Source organism: Spirosoma spitsbergense DSM 19989, assembly GCF_000374085.1.
GTDB lineage: Bacteria > Bacteroidota > Bacteroidia > Cytophagales > Spirosomataceae > Spirosoma > Spirosoma spitsbergense.
Window position 1 is genome coordinate 88,089 of the sequence record NZ_KB893389.1, and the last position, 24,354, is coordinate 112,442.

21 protein-coding genes and 2 pseudogenes are annotated in these 24,354 nt (G+C 48.4%); 14 read left to right on the plus strand and 9 right to left on the minus strand.

What is annotated here, in order from left to right:
* The first annotated feature begins 230 nt into the window (after positions 1-230).
* The 5 genes from B157_RS0102155 (at position 231) to B157_RS0102175 (ending at position 6,185) form a co-directional block, all read left to right on the plus strand.
* The gene (locus tag B157_RS0102155) at positions 231-2,012 is read left to right on the plus strand and encodes a tetratricopeptide repeat protein (RefSeq protein ID WP_020601741.1); all 1,782 of its coding nucleotides are present in this window, start codon (positions 231-233) and stop codon (positions 2,010-2,012) included.
* 86 nt (positions 2,013-2,098) lie between these two features.
* Entirely contained in the window at positions 2,099-2,971 is an 873-nt protein-coding gene (gene lolB1, locus B157_RS0102160) for a lipoprotein insertase outer membrane protein LolB1 (RefSeq protein ID WP_026308423.1), read from the plus strand.
* Between the two features lie 23 nt (positions 2,972-2,994).
* Positions 2,995-4,431, plus strand: coding sequence for a murein hydrolase activator EnvC family protein (locus tag B157_RS0102165; RefSeq protein ID WP_020601743.1), 1,437 nt, complete (start codon positions 2,995-2,997; stop codon positions 4,429-4,431).
* A 100-nt stretch (positions 4,432-4,531) separates the two neighbouring features.
* A complete protein-coding gene (gene panB, locus B157_RS0102170; protein ID WP_020601744.1) occupies positions 4,532-5,350 on the plus strand; it encodes a 3-methyl-2-oxobutanoate hydroxymethyltransferase in 819 nt (272 codons plus the stop codon).
* 88 nt (positions 5,351-5,438) lie between these two features.
* Complete coding sequence (locus B157_RS0102175) at positions 5,439-6,185, plus strand: RluA family pseudouridine synthase (protein ID WP_020601745.1); 747 nt, start codon at positions 5,439-5,441, stop codon at positions 6,183-6,185.
* 126 nt (positions 6,186-6,311) lie between these two features.
* Here B157_RS0102175 and B157_RS38805 read toward each other — a convergent pair whose 3' ends face one another.
* A complete protein-coding gene (locus tag B157_RS38805; RefSeq protein WP_041951848.1) occupies positions 6,312-6,494 on the minus strand; it encodes a hypothetical protein in 183 nt (60 codons plus the stop codon).
* A 405-nt stretch (positions 6,495-6,899) separates the two neighbouring features.
* On the minus strand, positions 6,900-8,117 hold the full coding sequence (locus B157_RS0102185) for a pyridoxal phosphate-dependent aminotransferase (RefSeq protein WP_020601747.1): 1,218 nt from the start codon (positions 8,115-8,117) through the stop codon (positions 6,900-6,902).
* A gap of 220 nt (positions 8,118-8,337) precedes the next feature.
* On the opposite strand from B157_RS0102185, the gene B157_RS0102190 reads away from it, so the two are divergent.
* Complete coding sequence (locus B157_RS0102190; RefSeq protein ID WP_020601748.1) at positions 8,338-8,649, plus strand: type II toxin-antitoxin system HigB family toxin; 312 nt, start codon at positions 8,338-8,340, stop codon at positions 8,647-8,649.
* Entirely contained in the window at positions 8,646-9,002 is a 357-nt protein-coding gene (locus B157_RS0102195) for a helix-turn-helix domain-containing protein (protein ID WP_020601749.1), read from the plus strand. Before B157_RS0102190 ends, B157_RS0102195 begins: the two co-directional genes overlap by 4 nt.
* A 6-nt stretch (positions 9,003-9,008) precedes the next feature.
* Here B157_RS0102195 and folK read toward each other — a convergent pair whose 3' ends face one another.
* Complete coding sequence (gene folK / locus B157_RS0102200; RefSeq protein ID WP_020601750.1) at positions 9,009-9,500, minus strand: 2-amino-4-hydroxy-6-hydroxymethyldihydropteridine diphosphokinase; 492 nt, start codon at positions 9,498-9,500, stop codon at positions 9,009-9,011.
* Positions 9,501-9,610: 110 nt separating this feature from the next.
* Positions 9,611-10,615 (minus strand): formylglycine-generating enzyme family protein, encoded by a 1,005-nt coding sequence (locus B157_RS0102205; protein ID WP_026308424.1) that lies wholly within the window; start codon positions 10,613-10,615, stop codon positions 9,611-9,613.
* A gap of 120 nt (positions 10,616-10,735) precedes the next feature.
* Here B157_RS0102205 and B157_RS0102210 point away from each other — a divergent pair, with 120 nt between their 5' ends.
* Positions 10,736-12,622 carry an ABC-F family ATP-binding cassette domain-containing protein gene (locus tag B157_RS0102210; RefSeq protein ID WP_020601752.1) on the plus strand — a complete coding sequence of 629 codons (1,887 nt, stop codon included), beginning with the start codon at positions 10,736-10,738 and terminating at the stop codon, positions 12,620-12,622.
* Between the two features lie 78 nt (positions 12,623-12,700).
* Positions 12,701-13,342: a DedA family protein gene (locus tag B157_RS0102215; RefSeq protein WP_020601753.1), complete on the plus strand. Its 642-nt coding sequence runs from the start codon at positions 12,701-12,703 to the stop codon at positions 13,340-13,342.
* A 65-nt stretch (positions 13,343-13,407) separates the two neighbouring features.
* Here the strand turns inward: B157_RS0102215 and B157_RS0102220 are convergent.
* Together B157_RS0102220 and B157_RS0102225 are read right to left on the minus strand one after the other, a co-directional pair.
* Positions 13,408-14,787 (minus strand): annotated as a pseudogene (locus B157_RS0102220) (NAD-dependent succinate-semialdehyde dehydrogenase); the annotation flags it as partial.
* A 69-nt stretch (positions 14,788-14,856) separates the two neighbouring features.
* The gene (locus tag B157_RS0102225) at positions 14,857-15,354 is read right to left on the minus strand and encodes a MarR family winged helix-turn-helix transcriptional regulator (protein WP_026308425.1); all 498 of its coding nucleotides are present in this window, start codon (positions 15,352-15,354) and stop codon (positions 14,857-14,859) included.
* Between the two features lie 178 nt (positions 15,355-15,532).
* Between B157_RS0102225 and B157_RS0102230 the strand changes: the two genes are divergently transcribed.
* The 5 genes from B157_RS0102230 to B157_RS0102250 all read left to right on the plus strand — a co-directional run bounded on the left by B157_RS0102230 (position 15,533) and on the right by B157_RS0102250 (position 21,271).
* Complete coding sequence (locus B157_RS0102230; RefSeq protein WP_020601756.1) at positions 15,533-16,645, plus strand: HlyD family secretion protein; 1,113 nt, start codon at positions 15,533-15,535, stop codon at positions 16,643-16,645.
* A gap of 103 nt (positions 16,646-16,748) precedes the next feature.
* Positions 16,749-18,362, plus strand: coding sequence for a DHA2 family efflux MFS transporter permease subunit (locus B157_RS0102235; protein ID WP_020601757.1), 1,614 nt, complete (start codon positions 16,749-16,751; stop codon positions 18,360-18,362).
* A gap of 106 nt (positions 18,363-18,468) precedes the next feature.
* The gene (locus B157_RS0102240; protein WP_020601758.1) at positions 18,469-19,800 is read left to right on the plus strand and encodes a TolC family protein; all 1,332 of its coding nucleotides are present in this window, start codon (positions 18,469-18,471) and stop codon (positions 19,798-19,800) included.
* A gap of 240 nt (positions 19,801-20,040) precedes the next feature.
* Positions 20,041-20,271 (plus strand): acyl carrier protein, encoded by a 231-nt coding sequence (locus B157_RS0102245; RefSeq protein WP_052646948.1) that lies wholly within the window; start codon positions 20,041-20,043, stop codon positions 20,269-20,271.
* Positions 20,272-20,395: 124 nt separating this feature from the next.
* On the plus strand, positions 20,396-21,271 hold the full coding sequence (locus tag B157_RS0102250) for an alpha/beta hydrolase (RefSeq protein WP_041951854.1): 876 nt from the start codon (positions 20,396-20,398) through the stop codon (positions 21,269-21,271).
* 46 nt (positions 21,272-21,317) lie between these two features.
* Here B157_RS0102250 and B157_RS0102255 read toward each other — a convergent pair whose 3' ends face one another.
* The 3 genes and pseudogenes from B157_RS0102255 to B157_RS37190 form a co-directional block, all read right to left on the minus strand.
* The gene (locus B157_RS0102255) at positions 21,318-21,962 is read right to left on the minus strand and encodes an outer membrane beta-barrel protein (RefSeq protein ID WP_020601761.1); all 645 of its coding nucleotides are present in this window, start codon (positions 21,960-21,962) and stop codon (positions 21,318-21,320) included.
* A 328-nt stretch (positions 21,963-22,290) separates the two neighbouring features.
* On the minus strand, positions 22,291-23,850 hold the full coding sequence (locus tag B157_RS0102260) for a hypothetical protein (RefSeq protein WP_020601762.1): 1,560 nt from the start codon (positions 23,848-23,850) through the stop codon (positions 22,291-22,293).
* Between the two features lie 288 nt (positions 23,851-24,138).
* Positions 24,139-24,354: pseudogene (locus B157_RS37190) on the minus strand (ISLre2-like element ISRsl1 family transposase); the annotation flags it as partial.

The following is a 24,354-nucleotide window of genomic DNA, read 5'->3' on the forward strand; positions in this document are numbered from 1 at the left end:
TATCGTTTTAAATGGACGGACGTCGAGTCTGGCCAGCAAGGTCCCCTTTTTGCAGGTGTTTGAGCGGGAGAATCAGGAACGGAACAGGTGCAATCCTGACTTGTGCGCCGTTCTACCGACATTCCACCATTTTGAACTACCTTTGTTTATGGACTTTATTAAAGTCAAAGCCGCAATAGAACGATACAGAACGCGTTTTTTTAGACAAGTTCCACTATACGCTGATCAGCATGAATACGGTATACAAATTTTGCACGAACCGGGTCCTGATTGGGTGGATTGGTAGTTTTGGGTTGATCTTATGGTTCATCATAACACCCGCCCAGGCTCAGCGTCGACGCGAAAAAGCCCTTCCCGATACGAGTCTGGCCAGAGCGGTATCGACCACTACCCACCGAATTGAAGCCGAAACGCAGTTTACAGAAGGAGTCCGGTATCTAATGACCGATGAGCCAGCCAAGGCCATTGCTCAATTTGGCAAAGTACTGCAGAAAGACCCGAACAATGCAGCCGCGCAGTACTCTACGGCCAGTGCGCTGCAGAAAACCGGAAAAATTGCGGAGGCTATTCCGTTTGCGGTTAAAGCGTATGCACTGGATAATCAAAACAAATACTACACCCTCCTGCTGGCCGAACTGTATGTTAAACAAAAACGCTACACAGAAGCCGAAGACCTTTACGAAAAGCTACTGAAAAAAGGACCCGAAAATGCTGAATATGGGGTTGAACTGGCCGCTATTTACCTTTTCAATGATAAACCGGATAAAGCTCTTGACACCTACAACCGGGTGGAGCGTGAATTAGGCCTGAATGAGGAAATTATCCGGCAGAAGCAGCGCATCTATCTGAAGCAGAACAAAATAGACAAAGCAGTTGAAGAAGCCGAAAAATTAGTGGCTTCAGAACCAGCAGAACCGGAATATCTGCTGGAAGGGGCCGAACTGCTGATTGCCAATGACCGGGCCGATAAGGCTATTAGCTGGATTGACCAGGCCCTCAAACTTAACCCGGATTTACCACAAGCCCACGTTTTGCTGGCCGACATTTACCGGCAGAAGGGGGATATGGCCCGCGTAACGCAGGAGTTGAATCAGGTGCTGGCCAATCCCAACCTTGAAGCAGGCCTGAAAGCCAGAATCCTGTCGAGTTACGTAGGCATGACCGGTGAAAGCGCAGAGGGGCAAAAAGATGCGCTGGGGATGGCGCAGAACCTGGCAAAATCCTCTCCCAACGACCCTAAAACGCAGATTATGCTGGCCGATTTGCTTATGCAGCAGGGCAAAAAAGTAGAAGCCCGTGATGCCTACGCCAGAGCCTCCCAACTCGACGGGTCTGTGTATGAAGTGTGGGGTGCATTGCTCCAGTTGGATGGTGAACTAAATCAGGTAGACAGTTTGCTGGTTCATTCCGAGAAAGCACTGGAGGTTTTTCCAACGCAGGGGTTGTTCTGGTATTCCAATGGCTCGGCCAATTTGTACAAGCGCAGGTACCAGCAAGCTGTCGACGCGCTGGAAGAAAGTCAGAAACTGCTGGCCGCCACCTCGAATAATGAACTAAAAAAAGGCATTGAAGTACAGCTGGGCGATGCCTACAACGGTCTTGGCGACCACGCCAAGTCTGATGAGTACTACGAAGCCGTTTTGAAAGTAGATCCGCTGAACGATCATGTACTCAATAATTACAGCTACTTTCTGTCATTGCGCAACGAAAAATTACCCCGTGCCTTACAACTTGCCCAGAAACTGGTAGAACGCAACCCGACTAATGCTACCTATCTGGATACCTATGCCTGGGTGCTGTACGTGTCTAAAGACTATGCAAAAGCGAAACAATACCTGGAAAAAGCCCTGGCCGACCCGACCAACGTGAGTGGTACAATTATTGAACATTACGGTGACGTTCTTTACCAGTTGGGTCAGCCCGAAAAAGCCGTTGACCAGTGGAAAGCGGCTAAGGCAAAAGGCAACGCTGGCCCTGATATAGATAAAAAAATCGCGGCCGGAGAGCTGTAAAATGAGCGTAGCGTTCGGTAGTCGGCTTTCGGTGGCTGGTTTACGCCGGTCTGGCAATCGGGAACCCGTTACCCCAACTAGTTCAAATGAATAGATACCTGTTTTTCACCCTGTTGGTGAGTATTCTGGCCAGTTCGGAAGGTTGTCGGCGTAACGCTATGTCACGCGCTTCCGGTTCAAGGGCGGCTCAGTCTTCGGTTTCGGACACCACCGGCTCCATCTCTCAGAGGGCAGGTGCTTCTGTCGATTCGGCAACCATGACATCAGCGTCTGTGCCCGTGGAAGCCCGTGCCAGCGTAGCATCGGTTACTTTTCGCTACCTCACGGCCAAATCGAAAATCTCCTTCAAAAGTGAGAAGCAGGAAATTGATAACGCCAGTGTAACCATTCGTATTCAGCAGGATAGTCTTATCTGGGTATCCGTCTCCAAACTGGGCATCGAGGCTGCCCGGATACTCATCACCCGCGACTCTATCGTGATTCTGGATAAAATAAACCGGGCTTATGCAGTAGCTGATTTTGCTACCCTGAGCAGGCAGTTTTCTTTCAGCCTGAATTATCCGTTGTTACAGGCCCTGATTGTTGGGAATTTACCGCTACCGGATCGCCTGGCTCAGAAAAGTAAACGAAGCGACGAAGCCACTTACCTGTTGCTCCGTCAGCAGGAAGGCCCGGTTCTGGTTGAAAACTACGTTGATGAAACCGACCGCAAATTAAAAAAGCTAATAATGACCCAGCAACCTGCCAATAATACATTACAGGTAGTCTACACTGATTTTGCATCACTCGACAGCTTTTTATTTCCTTTTTCCAGCGTGCTGACGCTCGATTATCGGTCACAAACGGATGGACAGTTATCACAGACTGTGCTCCGCAGTAAGTATAACAAAGTTGAATTGATCGACAAAAATCCGGGATTCCCCTTTACGGTTCCGGCTACTTATCAGCGTCGGCCGTAAAAATATTCGTTAGTTTTAGGCCTATGTATTCTAACAGTCTATCTTCTTCCCGGTTTTCGTTCCGGGCCATTATCTATCTCACGCTGTTTGGCCTGGTATGGTATGGCAATCCGGTACGGGCACAGCAAACACAGCGGAGCCGCCAGGTTCTGGAGAAAGAAAAGAAGCAGAATCTGGAAAAAATGAACCAGATACGCACAATACTCCAACAAACATCGTCGGAAAAACAGGCTGGTCTGGGCCAGTTGAAAGCCCTGAATCAGCAAATTCAAATTCAGTCCAAACAGATAGGCCTGCTGAATAAAGACCTCCAGTTGACTGAATCGGAAATCACCGAACTACGCCAGGCAAGTAGCTCTCTGACCCAGGATCTGGACAAGCTTAAAGACGAGTACAGTTCTATGATCTATGCCGCCGACAAACGGCGGCAGCAGGTAAATCCGCTGGGTTTTCTATTTGCAGCCGAAAATTTCAACCAACTCGTTGCCCGTTATCGGTATTTGCGGCAATACTCCAACGCCCGTCAGAGTCAGGTGCGGCAAATGAACAATGTAAAGTCCATGCTACAAGCCAAGCAACAGGCCACGCAGCGTAAGCGCCAGGAGCAGAAAAGTACCATTGGCACCAAATTGAACGAAGGCAAAAAGCTGGAGGCCCTGAAGGAGGAAAAGAATGGCGTTGTGAAGGAACTGAGTCAGAAGGAAAGTGAACTCCAGACGGAACTGACTGAAAGCCGCCGGGCCATCAATCGGCTTGAAAGTATGATTACGCGCATCATTGCCCGCGAAGCGAAAGAACGGGCGGAGCGGGAAGCCCGCGAACAGGCCGCCCGACTGGAGCGGGAGAGGCGGGCCCGGATTGAAGCCGCCCGGAAAGCTGCGGAACGCAAACGGGCGCAGGAGGCCATAGCAGCCGCCGAGAAGGTAGGCGAAAAACCCGCCCCTGCCGATGTGGCGAAAGCAGAAAAACCCCCTGAAGCGGAACCGGTTGCCGCAAAACCGGATGAACGACGCAACAACAACCTCAATGACGAAGAAAGTAAGCTGGCTTCTTCATTCACCGCTTCGCGGGCCCACCTGCCCTGGCCGGTTACCAAAGGCTTTATTTCGGATCACTTCGGCCGTAAACCCCACCCCGTTCTGAGGGGTATTTTCGTTGAAAATCAGGGAGTCGATATCCAAACTAATGCTGGAGAAGGCGTTCGGACCGTGTATGATGGTATCGTTCAGGATGTAACAAGCATGCCCGGTATGAACAATGTAGTAGCTATTCAACATGGCGACTACTTTACGGTATATGCCAAACTAAAGAGTGTTTCTGTGCGGATAGGACAACGCGTAAAGGCCCGGGAATCCATTGGTACGGTAGCTACGGATAAAAACGGCGTGTCTGAAATTCAGTTTCAGATATGGAAAGAGTTCACCAAGCTCAACCCCGAATCGTGGCTCACACCAAGATAAGTTTGATCGGTCCGCCGATGCGGTTTGTAGTTTGATGTTTGTAGTTTTGATGGTTGGATGACAACGACAAACATCAAACATTAACTATTAAACTGACCGCATGTCCGTTCATAATCCCGATATCAAGCGCGTTACGACGCATACAATTCAGGAACTCAAGAATAAGGGAGAAAAAATTTCGGCCCTCACAGCCTATGATTACTCTATGGCCCGGGCAGTCGATCTGGCCGGTGTCGAACTGATTCTGGTAGGCGACTCAGCGTCGAATGTGATGGCAGGCTACGAAACAACGCTGCCCATAACCCTCGACCAGATGATCTACCACGCCAGTTCGGTAGTGCGGGGCGTGAAGCGGGCTCTGGTCGTAGTCGATTTACCGTTCGGTTCGTATCAGGGTAATTCCTCCATTGCGTTACAGTCGGCTATTCGGATCATGAAAGAGTCGGGAGCACATGCCGTTAAAATGGAGGGCGGTTTGGAAATAAAAGAATCGATCACCCGAATTTTGAGTGCCGGTGTACCCGTCATGGGCCACCTCGGCCTCACCCCACAATCCATCTATAAGTTTGGGACGTATGCCGTTCGAGCCAAAGAAGAAGCCGAAGCCGAAAAATTAATGACTGACGCCCGGATGCTGGAAGACATCGGCTGTTTTGGTGTCGTGCTCGAAAAAATACCGGCTTCTCTAACCAAAACTGTATCGGCCAGCCTGACTATTCCAACCATTGGCATTGGTGCCGGACCGGATGCCGACGGACAGATTCTGGTAGTTCATGATTTACTAGGAATCAACAACGAGTTCAAGCCCCGTTTCCTTCGCCGGTACGCTGACCTGCACCGAATTATGACCGAGGCCATTGCTCACTATGTCGATGACGTAAAAGCCAATGACTTCCCGAACGAGAAAGAAGCATATTAAGTTAGAGTGAAGAGGTAAGGCACAGGAAGAAAGACAATCGTTCGTGTCTTTTCTGTATGGCTTACCACTTAGTTAAGCCAAAAGGAATATGAAAAAAAAACCATATCAGGTCGTTTTCGAAGATAACCATCTGCTGATAGTCAATAAAGATCCGGGTATTCTAGTGCAGGGCGACCGTACCGGGGATATTACGCTGCTGGATGTGCTGAAAGACTATATCAAGGAAAAATATGATAAACCCGGCGAGGTATTTCTGGGATTGGTTCATCGGCTAGACAGGCCGGTGAGTGGTTTGGTTGTGTTTGCCCGCACCTCCAAAGCCCTGGAGCGTATGAATGAGATTTTCCGCAAACGGCTGGTGCAGAAAACCTACTGGGCCGTTGTTCGGCAGAAGCCCCCCAAAGACACCGACAGGCTGGTAAACTGGCTGATAAAAGACGAGCAGAAAAATCAGGTAACGGTATACGACTACGAGGCACCCAAGTCGCAGAAGGCCGAATTATCGTACCGAATACTGGGGAAGATTAACGAACACTATCTGCTGGAAGTAAGCCCCATTACGGGTCGCCCTCATCAGATTCGGGCTCAGTTAGCCCACATGGGTTGCCCTATTCGGGGCGATGCCAAGTACGGCTACGACCGGGTTGTGGCCGACAAGAAAATCTACCTGCATGCCCGTCGGCTCTATTTTATTCATCCGGTCAAACCAGCGGGAGCACCAGATCGTCCAATTATCTGTAAAGCAGGTTTGCCTAATGATCCGTTCTGGGAGGAGTTTCTTGACCTGGATGATGAGCAGTACAAGGACAAGAACATGGACTTCATTTTTGAATAGTCTATTGACCATATCCTGATTTCTCCGCATCTGAGAGTCGTGTTAGCGCAGGTAGCCAAAAGGAAAGAGCCGCATCATCCGGGAAACGGATAATGCGGCTCTTTTACGTAAAAAGATGAAGAAAGATTAGCGTTCTACAAACGTTGTTGGGGCTTGCTCAGAAGGCATCACGTCCGAAACGATCTGCTCCATTACTCTTTCCACCATCTGTACAATCCCACGAAGCGCACCAAAAATGATGCATAGCGGCAGGATTATCGGCAGAAAGAGAACCCATTGAAAAATCATGTACAAGCGGACATTTCTCATCGGTTAAATAATTTAAAGTTAAGGTTACGGTCTATAGTGATTTAACAACTTAACTTTAGTACGTAAAAAGACAGGTTCTAATCATATTCAAAATTAACCTTGTTTTAGTACTAAAACAAGGTTAATGATAAAAAAAACAGATTAAAACCGTAAACCATCCTCAACCGCAATAAAGTTATTGTCACTTATCCNCCTGCCGTAATTTCCGCAATTATCATACCAGTTTTTTCTGTAGTATACCAGGTTAATCAGTAAATACTAAATGTCCTCACGTTGGTTGAAATTTCAATAGCAAAAGGCGTAAACACCGATATTTAGTATGCCTTTTACCAAAACAAAGTAATGAATATAACTAATCAGACCTGAAAAAAGGTAGGAATAGCAACACAAAACCCGGTTAAGTTCCTATTTTAGAGTAGCTACGGCATCTTTGATTCGTTGCACCGCTTCAGCCAGCGACTCGTCAGAAGCAGCCGTTGAAATACGCAGACAGTTAGGCGCCCCAAAGCCAGAACCAGCTACGGTCGATACGTAAGCGGTGTTAAGTAACCAGGATGCGAAGTCATCGGAATTCCCGATATGCGTTGTTCCATCCGATTTGCCGAAGTAGTAGCTAATATCGGGAAAAGCGTAAAAAGCTCCTTCCGGTACATTGGTACGGAAGTGGGGCACATCTTTCAATAATTTCACGACTAAATCACGCCGGCGATGGTATGCTTTGGCCATTTCCATGGATGGTTCCAACGGGCCGTTCAGGGCAGCAACCGTTGCCTTCTGGGCAATTGAATTCGTGCCGGAGGTAACCTGTCCCTGCAATTTCTCAACTCCTTCGGCAATCCATTTGGCGGCTCCAATGTAGCCAATCCGCCAGCCGGTCATGGCATACCCTTTAGCCACCCCATTTACCGTAATTACACGCTCAGCAATTTCCGGCATAGACCCCATACTAAAGTGGCCTTCGGGCGTGAAGTTGATGTACTCATAGATTTCATCGGCCAGTACGTGGATATTCTCATGGCGTGCCACTATAGCCCCCAGAGCCCGAAGTTCGGCTTCCGAATAAATAGACCCCGTCGGGTTGTTTGGCGATGCATACATCACAATTTTAGTCCGGTCGGTAATAGCGGCTTCAAACTGTTCGGGGGTTACTTTAAAATTATTCTCGAACGACCCATCCACAACCACAGCTTTTCCCTCAGCCAGCTTTACCATTTCGGAGTAGCTAACCCAATACGGGGAGAAAATGATCACCTCATCGCCAGGGTTTACCAGTACCTGAATGACGTTGGCCAGCGAGTGCTTGGCCCCCGTTGAGACAACGATATTTTCGGGTTTCCAGTCGATGTTGTTATCGCGCTTGAATTTATCGGCAATGGCTTTGCGAAGGTCAGGATACCCAGCTACGGGGGAGTAGCCGTGAAAGCCGTCGTCGATGGCCTTCTTAGCCGCTTCACAGATGTGGGCTGGGGTTTTAAAATCCGGCTCACCTACACTCAGGCTAATTACTTTGTGGCCCAGTGCGGCTAATTCGCGGGCTTTTTTGGTCATCCCCAGCGTGGACGATTCCTCCAGCGCGTTGATGCGGTCGGCTAACAAACTCACGGTGTCAAGCGTGGCAGACATAATGGCTATATTTTTAGGAAACTGATAACAAACTGAGCGCAAAGGTACTACGTTTTCAGCGGAGGGGTGAAGATTTTGGGGAATTAAAAATCACTGCATTGTCACCAAATACTACCAACTGAGCTTTGTTCACTATTAGTGAACTTTATACTACACCAATCAGTTTCCTACCAAAATACCGGATGCAAAGGGGCTGCGGATGGATGTATAGTTTAATGCTATGTTCAATATTATAGCCAGACCCACTCTACTTGCCTATTGCCAACTGTATCCTTCTGCTTCTAACGCACTAAAACAGTGGTACGCCGAGTTACATGGACAAGATTTCACCAACTTCAATGACCTAAAGGCCGCTTACGGGTCAGTAAGTATCGTTGGTGATAACCGGCTTGTTTTCAATATAATGGGTAACAAATACCGGCTGGTAGTTCGAATGGCATTCGAGTACAAGACCATACAGATTAAGTGGTTTGGCACTCATAAAGAATACGATACTATTGACGTGACAACCATACACTACCAAAAGCCATGAAACTTCGACCAATAAGGGATGAGCAACAGTACGACGAACTGATGGCGTGGATAGATGGGCAGTTTGACAAGAACATACCGCCCGATAGTCCAGATGGCGAAACAGTACAAATCGCTTTATTACTCATCAAGGCATATGAAGACGCGCATTACGCTATTCCGGCACCAGATCCGATTGAAGCAATAAAACTCAAAATGGAAGAGAAGGGATTCAGGAATAAAGATTTTGTCGGCAAGGTGGGCAGCAAGAGTTATGTATCTGCCGTATTAAACCGACACAAACCATTAACACTTGAAATGGCCAAATTCTTTCATAAAGAGTTAGGCATTCCCGCAGACGTATTACTGAGTTAATTACTCCTATTCGCCAGGCAAAACTGACGTAACCTCGTTTGCATCATCACACGCTTCCAGTAACTCAGCATTCGTTTTCTGCAACACCGGATGGACAAAGTCCGGGGCAATTTCGGCCAGTGGCACCAGTGTAAAGCGTCGTTGATGCAAATACGGATGCGGGATAATCAGCCGGTCGGTTTGCAGCACAAGCTGGCCGTAATACACTATATCGATGTCAATAAGCCGGGCGCCCCACTTCTCCATCCTGACGCGGCCGAGCTCCTGTTCGATGGCCTGCGTCTGATTCAGTACTTCTTCGGGTTCCAGCGTTGTTTCCACCGCCAGCACCTGATTCAAAAAAGCCGGTTGGTCTGTTACGCCCCAGGGGGCCGTTTCGTACCAACCCGACTGCTGGACCACCAGCCCAACGCGTTCCGAAATCAGGTCGGTAGCCCGACGGAAGCTCGATACACGGTCGCCGAGGTTCGCGCCGAGGAGGAGGTAAGTTCTTTCCAATGAAGAAGTATAAAAAATGAATGATGAATTTGGTTGTATTAGCCAATGAGGTCACGCGCCAAATTCATCATTCATCCGCTTCGGCGTACCGATTCATGCTTTATAATCAATTAATAGTCTTTGATCGGCTTAATATCATAGTACGCCTTTATATCCGCTTCGCCGGGGGGGTTGGCAGGGCGTATGATGCGGAAGCCAACGAAGGAAGCGGAGGTCAGCCACCAGTCGGATTTGGGGCTTTGGGGATCGAGCATTTTCCAGGCCGGGGCCGACGGGGTACGGGCCGCCGACCGCAATACTTCCGGGCCATCGTCCCACGAGCCACCCCGCACCGAGTTAGGATAAAGGGTTGTGGTTGGGGCGTAGGCTTCCTTTACAGTGCCGCTGGCTACCTGCTTGTAATAATCGTCGATGTACTGGTCCTGCGTCCATTCCATCACGTTGCCGTGCATATCGTACAGGCCAAAGGGATTAGGCTTTTTACCACCAACGGGTTTATAGGCACCACCGCTGCTACTCACGTACACGGCATACTCATCAATTTTTTTTACGTCATCACCAAAAGAGTAGGCCGTTGTGGTGCCTGCCCGGCAGGCGTATTCCCACTCCGCTTCAGTCGGTAGTCGGTAAAACACGCCCGTTTTGGCGTAAAGCCAGGCGCAGAATTTAATGGCCGCGTACTGGGTCATATTAATGGCCGGATACCCCGCCCGCCCCATGCCAAACGACATGTCGACGTATGGCGGGCTGGGCCGCGTTGTAGCATCCGTTTTACTGAGGTTGGCATCGGTTGATTTGTATTTTTCGGCCATTTCCTTTTCCATATTGGTAAAGGCAAACAAGTCGTACAAGTCCCAGGTAACCTCGTACTTACCCATATAAAACGGCTCGATTTTCACCTCGTGCTGCGGCCCTTCATCAGGGTTACGGCCTTTCTCTGTGGCGGGACTACCCATCAGAAATGTACCGCCGGGAATGGCTACCATCGCGTAGGTCTGGTTACTACCCGGAATAGATTGGGTATAGGATACAAAACCTGTTGAGGTCTGGGCATGGGCGCAAACTGTTACCCCAGTTGCTATCAGGACAGTAAAAAAAAGAGAGTTCAGACGCATTCTTGGTTGGTAGTAGTAGGAATCGTAATGGATTAGTAAAAGTACGAACGATTTTCTTTGTTGTACCTTTGTGCTTTCAAACCTGTCAGGTTTCCAAAACCCGACAGGTATCGCTTATTTATGAATTACCTATCAGCCGAAATCCTTACGAAGTCCTACGGTGACCGTACCCTGTTTAAAAATCTCACCTTTGGTATAAATCGGGGGGATAAAGTGGCCATCGTTGGCGCCAATGGGTCGGGCAAAACGACCCTGCTCTCCATTCTGGCCGGCGCCATGCCTCCCGATTCAGGTATTGTTACCCATCGGAAAGCCATAACCATTGGTTACCTGGACCAGCAACCAGACCTGAATGATGCCCTGACCGTGATGGAAGTGGTGCTGGCGGGCGAAAGTGCCCAGCTCGATGCCGTACGCGCCTATGAACATGCCCTGACACACGAAGACCATGACGCACTTGAGCAGGCGATGAGCGACATGGAGAAATTGGAAGCCTGGGACTACGAAGCACAAATCCGGCAGATTCTGGGTGAGTTGGGTATTCAGGATGTCAATCAACCAGTCAGTTCGCTATCGGGTGGGCAACGCAAACGGGTGGCGCTGGCGCGGGTACTGATTCAGGCACCCGACCTGCTGATTCTGGACGAGCCAACCAACCACCTCGACCTGGAAGCGATTGAATACCTCGAAAGCTACCTGAACACCAACAACGGCACCCTGCTGATGGTATCGCACGACCGGTACTTTCTGGACCGGGTCTGCAATCAGATTGCCGAGATGGACGCAGGGCAGCTTTTCACCTACAAAGGTAACTATGCCTACTTTCTGGAGAAAAAAGACGAACGGGAAGCAGCAGCAGCCTCCGAACTGAGCAAAGACCGGAACACCTTCCGGCGGGAACTGGAATGGATGCGCCGACAACCGAAAGCAAGGGGCACCAAAGCGCAGTACCGAATCGATGCGTTTGACGACCTAAAAGAGAAAACCAGCGGCAAGCGGAGTGATGGCGAACTGGACCTGAACCTGCGCATGGCCCGACTGGGCAGTAAAATTCTGGAAGTCGAGAACCTCAGCAAACGCTTTGGCGATAAAGTGTTGCTCGACCATTTCAACTATACCTTCAAACGGCCCGACCGGGTGGGTCTGATTGGCAAGAATGGCATGGGCAAAACCACGCTCATGAACATGCTTACCGGCCAGATTCGACCCGACTCGGGTAAAATAAATACCGGGGGCACCGTAAAATTTGGCTACTACACCCAAACTGAACTGGATTTACCCGAAAATCAGCGGGTTATCGACGTGGTGCAGGATGTTGCCGAAGTGATGAAACTGGCCAACGGCGACACCATAACGGCAACGCAACTCCTGAGCCGTTTTCTGTTCGACCGCTCCAAGCAGTACGATTTTGTGGCCAAATTAAGTGGGGGCGAAAAACGACGGCTGCAATTATTACTGGTGCTGGTTCAGAATCCGAACTTCCTGATTCTGGACGAGCCAACCAACGACCTCGATATTACAACCCTGAATGTACTGGAAGATTTCCTGCTCAACTTTCCGGGGTGCGTACTAATCGTTACCCACGACCGGTATTTTATGGACCGGCTGGTGGAGCACGTTTTTGTGATGGAAGGCGAAGGAAAAGTGCGCGATTACCCCGGCAACTATACCGACTACCGGGAGTGGCGGGATACCCAGCCCAAAAAGTCGTCGCAAAACAGCAAATCTTCGGTCGCCGTTCCGCAGCCGCAGGTGGCCCCAGTGGTAGCGGCACCCACGCAGGAAAACGGCTCCCGGAAAAAACTGTCCTTTAAAGAAATCCGCGAATACGAAACACTGGAAAAAGAGATCGAATCGCTGGAGGAACGGAAAGCCGAAGTGGTGGACATGCTCAATACGGGCGGTCATCACGAGCAACTAATCGACTGGGCGCGTGAAATTGAGCAGATCGACCAACAGATTGCCGAAAAATCAGACCGCTGGCTGGAACTGGCGGAGTTTATCTAATTTTGACTGATGACTGATAGAATGAGTGAATAGGTGATACGCCAACTATTCACTCATTCTATCAGTCACTCATTGATTATGTCTCAAATCGTCGACTTTTTCCAGTATCTGCTCAATTCGGAAGAGATCATCCGAACGGGAGGACTGGTCTTGATAACCCTGATCGTGTTGATTGAAAATGGGTTCTTTTTTGGCTTTTTTCTGCCGGGCGATTACCTGCTGTTCCTGTCGGGTGTATTCGCAGGGACCAGGCTTCTGAATGTTCCGCTCTGGCTGTTGCTGTCGTGTATTTTCGGGGCTGCGGTGATCGGGTCGCTGACGGGTTACCTGACGGGTTATTATTTCGGTGCCCGGATAAAGGACCGGCCTGATTCGCTGTTTTTCAAGCAGAAGTACATTGACAATACGCGGGAAGCGTTTATCAAATACGGTAATGGGGCGTTGATCATCTCCCGATTCCTACCCATTGTTCGCACGTTTGCCCCCTTACTGGCGGGTCTGATACACATGCCGGTCCGTTTTTTTATGCTCTACAATGTCATCGGCGGGGCCCTGTGGGTAATTACACTGGTAGGAGGAGGTTTTTTCTTTGGCGAGCGTTTTCCCTGGATTGTCGATTACGTGCAGTACATCATCATTTTCTTCCTGGCCGTTACTACCTTCACGGTTATCAAAGGCTACCTGAACGCCCGTAAGGAGAATAAGGCAAAGGAAGCCTGATCTAATTCTGTGGTCTGTGGTGCCGGGCTTGAGAACCTGACTCCACAAACCACAGGAGTAAGCACTCACACTTTCTCCACCCATACCGTCTTCACGTTCACGAACTCTTTCATTCCTTCTTCCGATAGTTCACGGCCAAAACCAGAGGTTTTAATGCCCCCGAACGGCACCCTCGCATCGGAACGCATCAGTCCGTTCACAAAAACTGAACCCGCCTGAATCTGCCGGGCCAGCCGGTCGGCCTTTTCCATATCCTGCGTCCACAGGGCCGAACCAAGGCCAAAGTCGGATTTATTGGCGAGCCGGATGGCATCGGCTTCATCTTTCGCTTCAATGAGTACTGCCAGCGGGCCGAACGTTTCCTCATCAAAAGCCGCCATACCGGGTTTTACGTTGTCCAGCAGGATTGGTTGCACGTTGCAGCCATCCCGTTTTCCGCCAACTAAGCGTTTGGCTCCTTTGGCGATAGAGGCCTGACTCTGGCGTTCGATATCATCGGCCAGATTCGTTCGGGCCATTGGTCCCATAGTTGTTTCACTGGCCATGGGGTCGCCCTGTTTTATCTGCTCAATGTGGTGCAATACAAGATCGGTGAACTGTTTTTTTACGGACTTTTCGATGATAAACCGCTTGGCAGCAATGCAACTCTGCCCGGCGTTTTGCATCCGGGATTTTACCGCAGTTTCAGCCGCTTTTTCCAGACTGGCATCCGCCAGTACAACCAATGCGTCGGAACCGCCCAACTCCAGTACTGATTTCTTGATCTGACTACCGGCAATACTGGCTACCGATGCGCCCGCCGGGCCGCTACCCGTTAGCGTAACGGCCTTTACCCGTTTATCTTTCAGGATACCTTCTACTGATTTGGAATCGATCAGCAGCGTTTGAAAAGCGCCTTCTGGCAGGCCACTTTCCCGGAATACGTCTTCCAGCGCCAAGGCGCATCCCATTACATTGGACGCGTGCTTGAGCAAGCCTACGTTACCCGCAATCAGTCCCGGAATGGCGAAACGCATGACCTGCCAGAAGGGGAAGTTCCAGGGCATCACGGCCAGCACTGGTCCCAGTGGTTGATACGCGATAAAGCTCTTGTGAGCCGGTCCGTCGCTACGGTCTGTGTCAATGGATTTGTCAGCCAGGAAAGCGCTGGCGTTATCGGCGTAGAAGGCGCAGGTGGTGGCACATTTCTCCACTTCACTGATGGCCTCTTTGAGCGTTTTGCCCATTTCGGCGGTCATCAGTTCACCGTACTGCTGCTTGTTTTTAGTCAGTGTGTCGCCCACCTTTCGCAGATAATTAGTACGGTCTGCCAATGGCAAAGCCGACCAGTCGGCAAAGGCCCGGTCGGCTTGTTTCAGTTTTTGCTCAATGGCCGTCTGGCTATCGGGGCGGTATGTCTTCAGCTTTTTCTGATTGTACGGGTTAACGGAGGTAAACATAGAATTTGCGGTTTTACGTTTCCAGAAGCAGAGGTATCCAACTGAGGTGCCTTGAGGCTTCTACAAACACAAACATCAAACTCCCTTGCACTGTTCTTCGCTTTCCAGGGTATTGGCCAGCAGTAACATGGTGTCAATGACCTGCTCCATACGGTCGTGCCCTACAATACCATCAAATTTGTCGCGGGCTTCCTGCATGCATTCGCGCAGTGCGATGAAGAGTTCCTTACCCCGTTCATTCAGGAAAATAATGCTGGATCGTGAATCGGCGGGGNTTTTCTGCGTGTAGATATACCCCTCGTTCTCGAGCAGGCCAACAATTTTACTCATCATCTGCTTGGTTACGCAGGCTTTCCGGGCTAACTCATTATTCGTCGTCCCCTCCTCCTGGATATTGGCCAGAAACATCAGGTAGCTCATCTTGAAATCCGTATAGCCCAAATCCTGCAAACGTGGTTCCATAAAGCTATCTATGTACCGCTTGAGTCGCCAGAATAACCGACCTATTGCCCGCTCACGAACAACCTTATATTGGTCAAAATCAAAGGACTTGTTGTCTATTTCCACGATCATGAAATAAAATTAACAACTACTGAAACAATTCGCTTTAAAAGATTGTACAAATCTAGTCAACTTACTTGACTTTATAGTCAACCTGGTTTACTTTTGTACTGTTATAGTAAAACAAGTTGACTATAAATAAGTTTTCATACTGACAACGAAATACGATTAATAAAACTATACCGAACGAATGGCAACCTTAACAGAGGAAATGACAACCACAGAAGAAAAGAGCAGCCTCAAAACCTACTTACCACGAGTCATTATTGCGCTCATCGTGCTGGTTGGCGGTTATTTCGGCTATCAGGCGTATCACCACAGCCAACAGTATGAAACAACCGACAATGCACAGATTGACGGAAATTCAGCCCCAGTACTGGCCCGTGTAGCGGGCTATGTAACATCGGTGAATGTGAGTGATTACACGAACGTAAAACAGGGTCAGTTACTGGTAACCGTTGACCCACAGGAGTACGATGTGGCGATGGCACAGGCCGAAGCCGACTACCAGCAATCAGTAGCTGATCTGGCAAACGCCCGCGCCGACCTCCAGAATGCACAGGCCAGCGTGCGTAATGTAGCACAGAACGCACGCGTCGCCCAATCGAATGCACAGGTGCAGGCAGCCCGGCGGGATAAGTCAAAACAGGATTTACAACGCGACCAGAATTTGTACAAGGCACAGTCGCTCACACAAAAGCAACTGGAAGATGCCCAGAACAATGCCGAAGTGCAGGCCCGTCAGTACAGTGCCAATGTGGAGCAGATTACCCTCGCCAAAACATCACAGGCGGTAGCACAGGCAGGTATCGCCAAGGCTCAGGCCAATATCCAGAAAATTCAGGCAGTACTAAAAGTGAAGCAGGCTGCTATTGATAATGCTAAACTACGGCTTGGCTACGCCCGGGTAACGGCTCCGATTGCCGGTAAAATTGGCCGCAAGAATGTAGTGGTTGGTCAATACGTACAACCCGGTCAGAACATGTTCACCATTGTAGCCGATTCTACCTTCTGGGTCATAGCGAACTTCAAGGAAACGCAACTAGAAAAAATGAAGCTGGGTCAGGAAGTCGATGTTAAGCTGGACGCTTACCCTGACCTGGCTATTAAAGGACGCGTGTCGTCACTATCCGACGCTACGGGAGCCAAGTTTGCGCTGCTTCCTGCCGACAACGCATCAGGCAACTTCGTAAAAATAACCCAGCGCGTGCCGGTAAAAATCGAGATTCTCAATCCCGAAAAATACAAAGAGCAATTGCGGGCTGGCCTGAGCGTAGAGGCCGAAGTGCGGGTAGCAAACTAATGGATAATGTAAAATGAGCAATGAACAATGTGTTTCTCATCAACGCTTCATTACTCTTTCCTCCATTATACATTGTCCATTTTACATTCTTCATTGAAAATTTATGGCAACGCAAACACTTACCGCCCCTGCGCAGCTGGACTACCCTACTGGCTTTAAGCGGTGGATTATCGTCATAACGGCAATTTCGGCGGCTATTATTGAACTGATTGACATTTCTATCGTAAACGTCGGCCTGACCGACATTGCCGGCAACCTCGGCGTTACGATTGAAGATGTAGCCTGGGTGGTAACGGCGTATGCCATTGCCAACGTGATCGTGATACCGATGACGGGCTTTTTACAGCGATTCTTCGGTCGTAAAAACTACTTCATCACCTCTATTATCATTTTTACCGTAGCTTCATATGGCTGCGGCTTTGCGGATAATCTGTGGACGTTGGTCGCCTTTCGCTTTTTGCAGGGTATTGGGGGAGGTGCCCTGCTTTCTACGTCGCAAGGCCTTTTATTCGATTCCTTTCCGCCCTCCAGCAAAGCAACGGCTTCGGCCATTTTCGGAATGGGTATTGTACTTGGGCCAACCCTCGGCCCTACTCTTGGTGGCTACATAATCGACAATTACCACTGGAGCTGGATGTTTTACATCAACGTGCCCATAGGCATTCTGGCCGCATTTCTGAGTTACACCTATATTGACAAAAAGCCGGAAGAGATAAATATAAACCGACGATCCATCAAAATAGACCAGTTTGGTATTCTGTTGCTGGCCGTTGGCATTGGCAGTTTGCAGTACGTACTGGAGCGGGGTGAATCTGACGACTGGTTCGACAGCAACATAATTTTAGGGCTCTCCGTGGCAGCCGTCGTAGCCATTCCTCTCTTCGTATGGTGGGAGTTGCGCGGTACCAAAGATCCGGTGGTAGACCTGCGCGCGTTGAAAAACCGGAACCTGGCTGTTGGTTCGCTGCTGATGATCATTATCGGTTATGGGCTATTTACGTCCGTGCTATTATACCCCTTGTTTGCCCAGCGGATTGTGGGTTTGACGGCCACCCAAACAGGTCAGCTTCTGATACCTGGTGGGCTGGTAACCTTACCCATGTTTGCGCTGGTGGGGCGGCTGCTGGCCAAAAAAGTGTCACCAACGCTGCTTGTTGGCATTGGGTACGTCGCTTTCGCAAGTTTCTGCTTCATTTTATCGACCTATAATATGGATGCTTCTAATGGCGATTTCGTCATCGGGCTTATCATTCGGGGGATTGGGCTGGCATTTGTGAACGTACCGCTCATTAACCAGTCGGTCGCTACGCTGGAGCCGCGCCAACTGCCAACGGGTATCGCTATCGTAAACATGACCCGGCAAATTGGCGGAGCATTTGGGGTAGCTATTACAAATACTTATGTTACACAACGCATGGCCGTTCATCGGGGCGATTTGGTATCTAACCTGCAACCGGGCGATATGCTTACAACGGAGCGACTCAACGCCATAACGCAGGGCCTGATGGCCAAAGGAATCAACGCCTTCGATGCGGTAACGGGAGCCTATAGAAACCTCGATCTGATTGTTTCGAGGCAAGCGCTGATGCTCTCTTATCTGGATACGTTCAAACTGGCAGGCCTGTTTTTCGTTGTTTCATTCCCGTTGCTATTCCTGTTACAAAATAGAAAAATGGATGCTGCCCGTGCGAAAGCCGTGGCCGATGCCGCACACTGATTTTATAGTTTGATGGGTGGCTTGTCAGAACGGGCAACGGTCCCGGCTTAACTAACCGTTTCGCGCAACGACGAACGACCACCATCAAATACCAACCATCAAAGAAATGAACCTAAAATTTTTCATACTTGCTTCCTTGCTTACAACGGGGGCTGTTCGGGCGCAACCTCAGCCTGTAGTAACAATTCCCGACGAACTGCGGACGCTGGTGCAGCAGGCGAACACCAATTATCCGGTACTGAAACAACAACAGGAACAGATTAGGGCGGGCGAACTGCGGGTCGATATTTCCCGTACGGCCATGCGGCCCAATGTAAATCTGAATGGCAACTACACCTACATTACGCCCGTACCGCAGTTTGCCGTGCCGCTCAATGGCCAGGAGGTAATTGCGAAACTGGCTCCCAACCACAGCCTCAACGGCAACGTGTCGGTCGGGCAAACGATCTACGATTTCGGGCGTACTGATGCGGCCATTCGGCAGGCGCAGGATAACGTGCAGGTATTACGCCGGGGCCTGGAAATAAGCCAGCAAAACCTGGCGTATCAGGTAGCCGCTACTTATTACGGTATCGGCTATTTGCAGCGGAGTCTGATCGTGCAGGATTCGGTCATTAAAACGGCGGGGGCGAACGTGCAGTTACTGGTTACACGCCTGCAAAATGGCGATGCGCTGCAATACGATGTGCTGACGCAGCAGGTGCGGGTAAAAGCGGCCCAGAATCGTAAAATCGACATTCAGAACCAGCTGGAACGGCAACTGGCCAACCTGACTTTCCTGACCGGCAGTGTAAATCCCAACGTCAGTCAGGCGATCAATCAATTTGATTTAGGCTCGGCCATGAACATCGCCACGCAACCCTATGCGCTCGACGGCGACCTGACGGTTGCGCTGGCAGGCAATAAAGATGTTCAACTGGCGCAGGACCGGCTCCGGTCGGCCGAAACGGATATCATCGTGAACAGCAAAGCGGGTAAACCCAACATCGCCTTTAGCGGAAACGCGGGGTATAAGAACGGCTACCCACTGAACGTTCAGGAACTGAGGCCCAATTTGGCTGCTGGTGTGGGGCTGATTGTGCCGCTATACGCCGGAAAACGATATCAACTGCAAAATCAGGTGGCACAACTCAATCTGAATGCCAGCCGGTACGCCGTTGAAACCGCCAATGCCCAGTTTCGGCAGAGTATTGCCCAGCTCAACGCCGACATCCGGAGTAATCAGACCCGCCTGGCTAACCTGGAAACCCAAGTGCAGCAGGCCCGGCAGGCACTACAGATTGCCAATGCGCGGCTACAAAACGGAGTCATTACGAATGTGGAACTGCAAAGTGCCGAAACGGGTGTGGAAGAAGCCGAACTGGGTCGCCTGAATTTCAAGTATCAGTTATTATTAAACCAGTTGGAGTTGAAGCGGTTACTGGGGGAAAATTTATAGAAAGTCATTTTATAGTCATTGCTGGTCATTGGCTGTCATTAATTGTGTAAGCGGCAGGGGGTTGACCGGAAATAACGGAGAATGACTACTTGCTGACAATCAATGACCATGCGTGACGACGAATAACTCAGATTAACCGCTTCCTAAAAAATGTTAAGAATCTGGTTCTGCTTATACTAAATCGCATCAGAATTCCCTTTAATAAAAAAGCGCACAGGTTGTAAAAACAGAATGATCGATATGAAGAAGCAGGTAACTGAGATTTTGAAACAATTCGGCATACCCGAATCAGCCATCACCGACCAAACTCATTTCTCCCGCGATCTGGGCCTGGACAGTCTTGATAATGTTGATCTGATCATGCAACTCGAACAAACGTTCGGTATCCGCATTCCCGACGAAGATTATTCAAAACTAACCACCATGCAGGGGGTTATCGACTATCTACAGGCCGAACAGTCTGTAGCGTAAGCCATCACCTGACTTATACAGTTCAGCCATTCAACGGAAATAACGTATATTTCTGTTGAATGGCTGACGAGTTTAGAAACGGTACGAAAACGAGCATCAGGCTTTCTTCATGAACCGGTTTGAAATGAACAGTACTGCTACCTTATTTTTCCTGTTATTTTTTCCGATACTAGCAGTTGCGCAGACAGATCAGTCCGGGCAAACAGGTAGCAGTAAACCGTTTGTTCTGGGGCGAATTGAGGAAATCAACTCCCTGCAACTGGCCGAGAAACGGACGTTAAATATTTACCTGCCTGAAGGATATAGCCCCACCGATACCCTGCGCTACCCGGTCATCTATCTGCTGGACGGGTCGGCCGACGAAGATTTCATTCACATCGTTGGCCTGGTTCAATTCAATAATTTCTCGTGGATTAACCGCGTCCCGAAATCTATTGTCGTGGGCATTGCCAACGTAGACCGAAGGCGGGATTTTACGTACCCCACTACCATCGAAGCCGATAAAAAACGCTTCCCTACCACGGGTCATTCCGACAGGTTTATCGCCTTCATCGGCAACGAACTACAGCCCTTCATCGACCAGAAATACAAAACCACCACTACTAAAACCATTATCGGCCAATCGCTGGGCGGACTGCTGGCAACGGAAATTTTACTCAACCAACCCCGCCTGTTCGATAAATACATCATCGTCAGTCCAAGTATATGGTGGGACAATGGCTCGCTTCTGAATCAGCCATCCGCCCTGTTACGATCGGATTATACCAGGGAGACCACCGTTTATATTGGTGTTGGGAAAGAAGGATTGACTCCTGGCGATATTCCCCGGGTGATGGAAGTAGATGCCAACATGCTGGCAGAGAAAATAAAGAATACAAAGAGTAAAAGTGTAACGGTGTATTTTGATTACCTGCCTCAGGAAGACCACGCCACTGTAACGCATCAGGCCGTTTTCAATGCCCTGCGTCTGTTATGCCCAGCACCCGCAACCAGTAAATAAAGCGTAGGCATTTACCTGCTTTCTAAACACCTGCCGTATAGGGCACTCAGAAAGTAAACTTCAGTTGTGTTTGCAGACTAAACACATAGTCGTTGAAGCGAGTATAGTTAAGAGGATAGCCTGAAGCTGGTTTATTCAACCGGTAAGCGGCTGTTGGCTGAACAATCAGGGCAAGCCGGGGCGTAATTCGATAGTGCGCTCCAATGCCAATCATTGCGTAAGTCGTTAACGCATTAGGCGCATCTATTTTCTGATTTGTCTGACTACCATTCGCCGTTATACGGTAGGTATAATTGGTCAGTAAGCCCGCCGACAGGTAAGGCGACAGGCGATGAGATGAAGGCGTATAATTCAATAAAACGGGTATCTGGAAACTTTGTAACTGCCTCGAATAGGTCGCTACACCCGTAGAGTTCTCAAAGCGGCTATCGCCCGAAAAACGGCTATGCAACAGACCCACCGACAGTGACCATTTAGGCGTAAACGCATAATAAGCGGTTAAGCCCAGCGAAAGCCCCCGATAAGACTGTGACCCGCTGGCTATGTCAACCTCACCCAGAGAAAAATCAATGTTATGAAAACCCGGCGTGACAGTTGCCGCAACCGAAAACCGCCCCTGTCCTGCTGTGATTGTGGTTGTGAGTACGCTAACAATAATTGTGGTGAAAATAAATGTTGCCCAGTTTTTCATACGGGAAGTTGATAAAAAAGTTGCCTTTAAAACTAATCAACAGACCCTCGTTGACCGTAAAAGGTTGTACGATGTACACTAATTTATTTCATTCTTTACGCAGTCACGTCTGACTACCGCGATGAAGTTGTTGGTACGATTCGTAGGTGAACGGGGTAACTATCCCATTACCCGTAGGCTTGGTGGGGTAGTTCCGGGTATTGTATTCGTAGCTACAGTCAGTTATGAAGGTTGAGACCTGGGTTCTGGTAACGTTATTACTGCTGAAGCGCTGCCCTGGTTCAACAGGTGTAGGACAAGTTTGTTTCAATCTATTCCTGTATTCACGCTAATTTAACTGTATAATAAATGCCGCTGACCCAGGGTCCGATATCCAGTATGATGCATTGATTGAAGTGGAATAGTCTGCCTGCGAAGTAGAAAAAATATTTTTGTAAAAACTATTTCTGTTTAGGGGATATATGGCTAGCTTATGCAACGTTTTATGGACTGCATAATACTCATTAACAGGCAATGAAACCGACTTGATAGTAACAAGCTGGTCATCAATAGAAAAAGAAGCCTTTAAAAAGCCCGATTTTTCACTCATTGACAGTACTTCCTTACTCTTTTCACTAACACTTTGGGGAGGAGTATACTGACCAGACTGATAAAATTTATACCAGTGATCCGAGTAATATTTTTCAGTAAATGGCGGATATATGTCTAACATACCACTATATCTCCAGGTAAAAAAATGAGAGAATAATAACCGGGAGTGTATATTAAACATTACCGTATAGCGGCTGTAACTAACGGCCCAAAAAAGTAATCCGGCTACTACTGTGGTATTGAAAACATACTTACTTTTTTCAATCCAGTTTATCAATAAAATATAGGTTAAGGAAATGACTAGTGTAGAATATAATTTATAACGGCTTACAGACAGGACACTATGCAAATCCCGGTTAAAGCTAATGGCTGCGATTGTTAGAAGCGTAAAGGCTAAGCAGCATATAAGAAATTGTTGAGATTTGTCATTCCTGACAGGATGAACAATGAATCTGTAATAGCCTATAAATGTAATCGCACCCAGTATAGAAAGGCCCAGCAATAAAGACAAATAAGAGAAAGTCTGTGTATAAAGGATACCACCAACTAAGCTTACAAAAACACCTAAAAACTTAAAAATATGGAATGATTCTTCAAAACCTTTTCCAGAATGCTCACTGGCTGAAAACCCATTCCAGTACAAATAGGCACTACCAACGCCCACAATAACCCACAATATGCTAAACAGCCACTCTCTTTTGTAAAACAGCAATGGTATTCCGATGAGAAACACAAACACGCCATTTGCACTGGTAAAGACAGCTAGTATGGCTACAAAAACAGGCAAGAATTTATTGTTTTTAAACGTCAATTGATAAAAAGCTATTGTAGCTAGCGCAATAACGCCAATATTCTGAAGAGCAGCCATACCCCAATACATTAACTCATAATGCATTGGCTGGAGTACGAATAACAAAACCGGTATAAATAATTTTATGCGATGATTTGTAAATTCAGTTTTGAAGTATAGATAAAGGACCAGAAATAGTAATACATTTCCAAGAATAATCCACCATGCTACATTGATGGTTTTACCTTGAATATGGTAAATTAGAATAGTTATAAGGCGAGGAATAACGATTCTGTGCTCGTTATGAAAAGCAAATAGTGTTTTGTATTTTAGGTACCAATCTGGTTCATGGTGAATATCGTAAAGCGAGGCCAATACTGATAAGTCATCAGCAAATGGAATATTCTCTGCATAGATTACTATGGTTATGAAGTAAATTAGTGATATGGTTATCCCGATAACAAACCACCTTAGTCGATATAGGGCGATAAAAAACTGGCTTAACATATAGAAATTTTAAAGCATTCCTGGAAATCAAAATTCTCTAATTATCAAATACTTACCCTAAAAGCACCGATTTTCAAGAAGTCTTGATGGCTAAATGTTCCTTTCAAGTCGTAGAGAGTATCAAATGCTCTTTTGTGACGGATACTATTTAGTTAGCGATTTAACACATGACTAAATTGATCAAATAAAATCCTCCGAAACGTTCCTGGAAATAAAAAAATGAGCTTTTAATGTGCCCAAAAGTACATCAATAAATGGTACTTTACATGGGTGCAATTCAAAATGTCGCTATGCGGCCATCGCATAGTTGATTGGCTCAATCTGCTGACGAACCAAATTCCATCGGTTGCTCATCAGGCAAACGCGCAAGTTTAGAACACGCTGCGCACCCCGAATACTCCAGCGTTGCCCAGACCGCTTCAACCGTCGTTGCATCACCGTTCGGTGAGCTGATTCGATAGCCCCAGACCCAATCAGAAGGCCCCGTTTACGATACGTTTTATA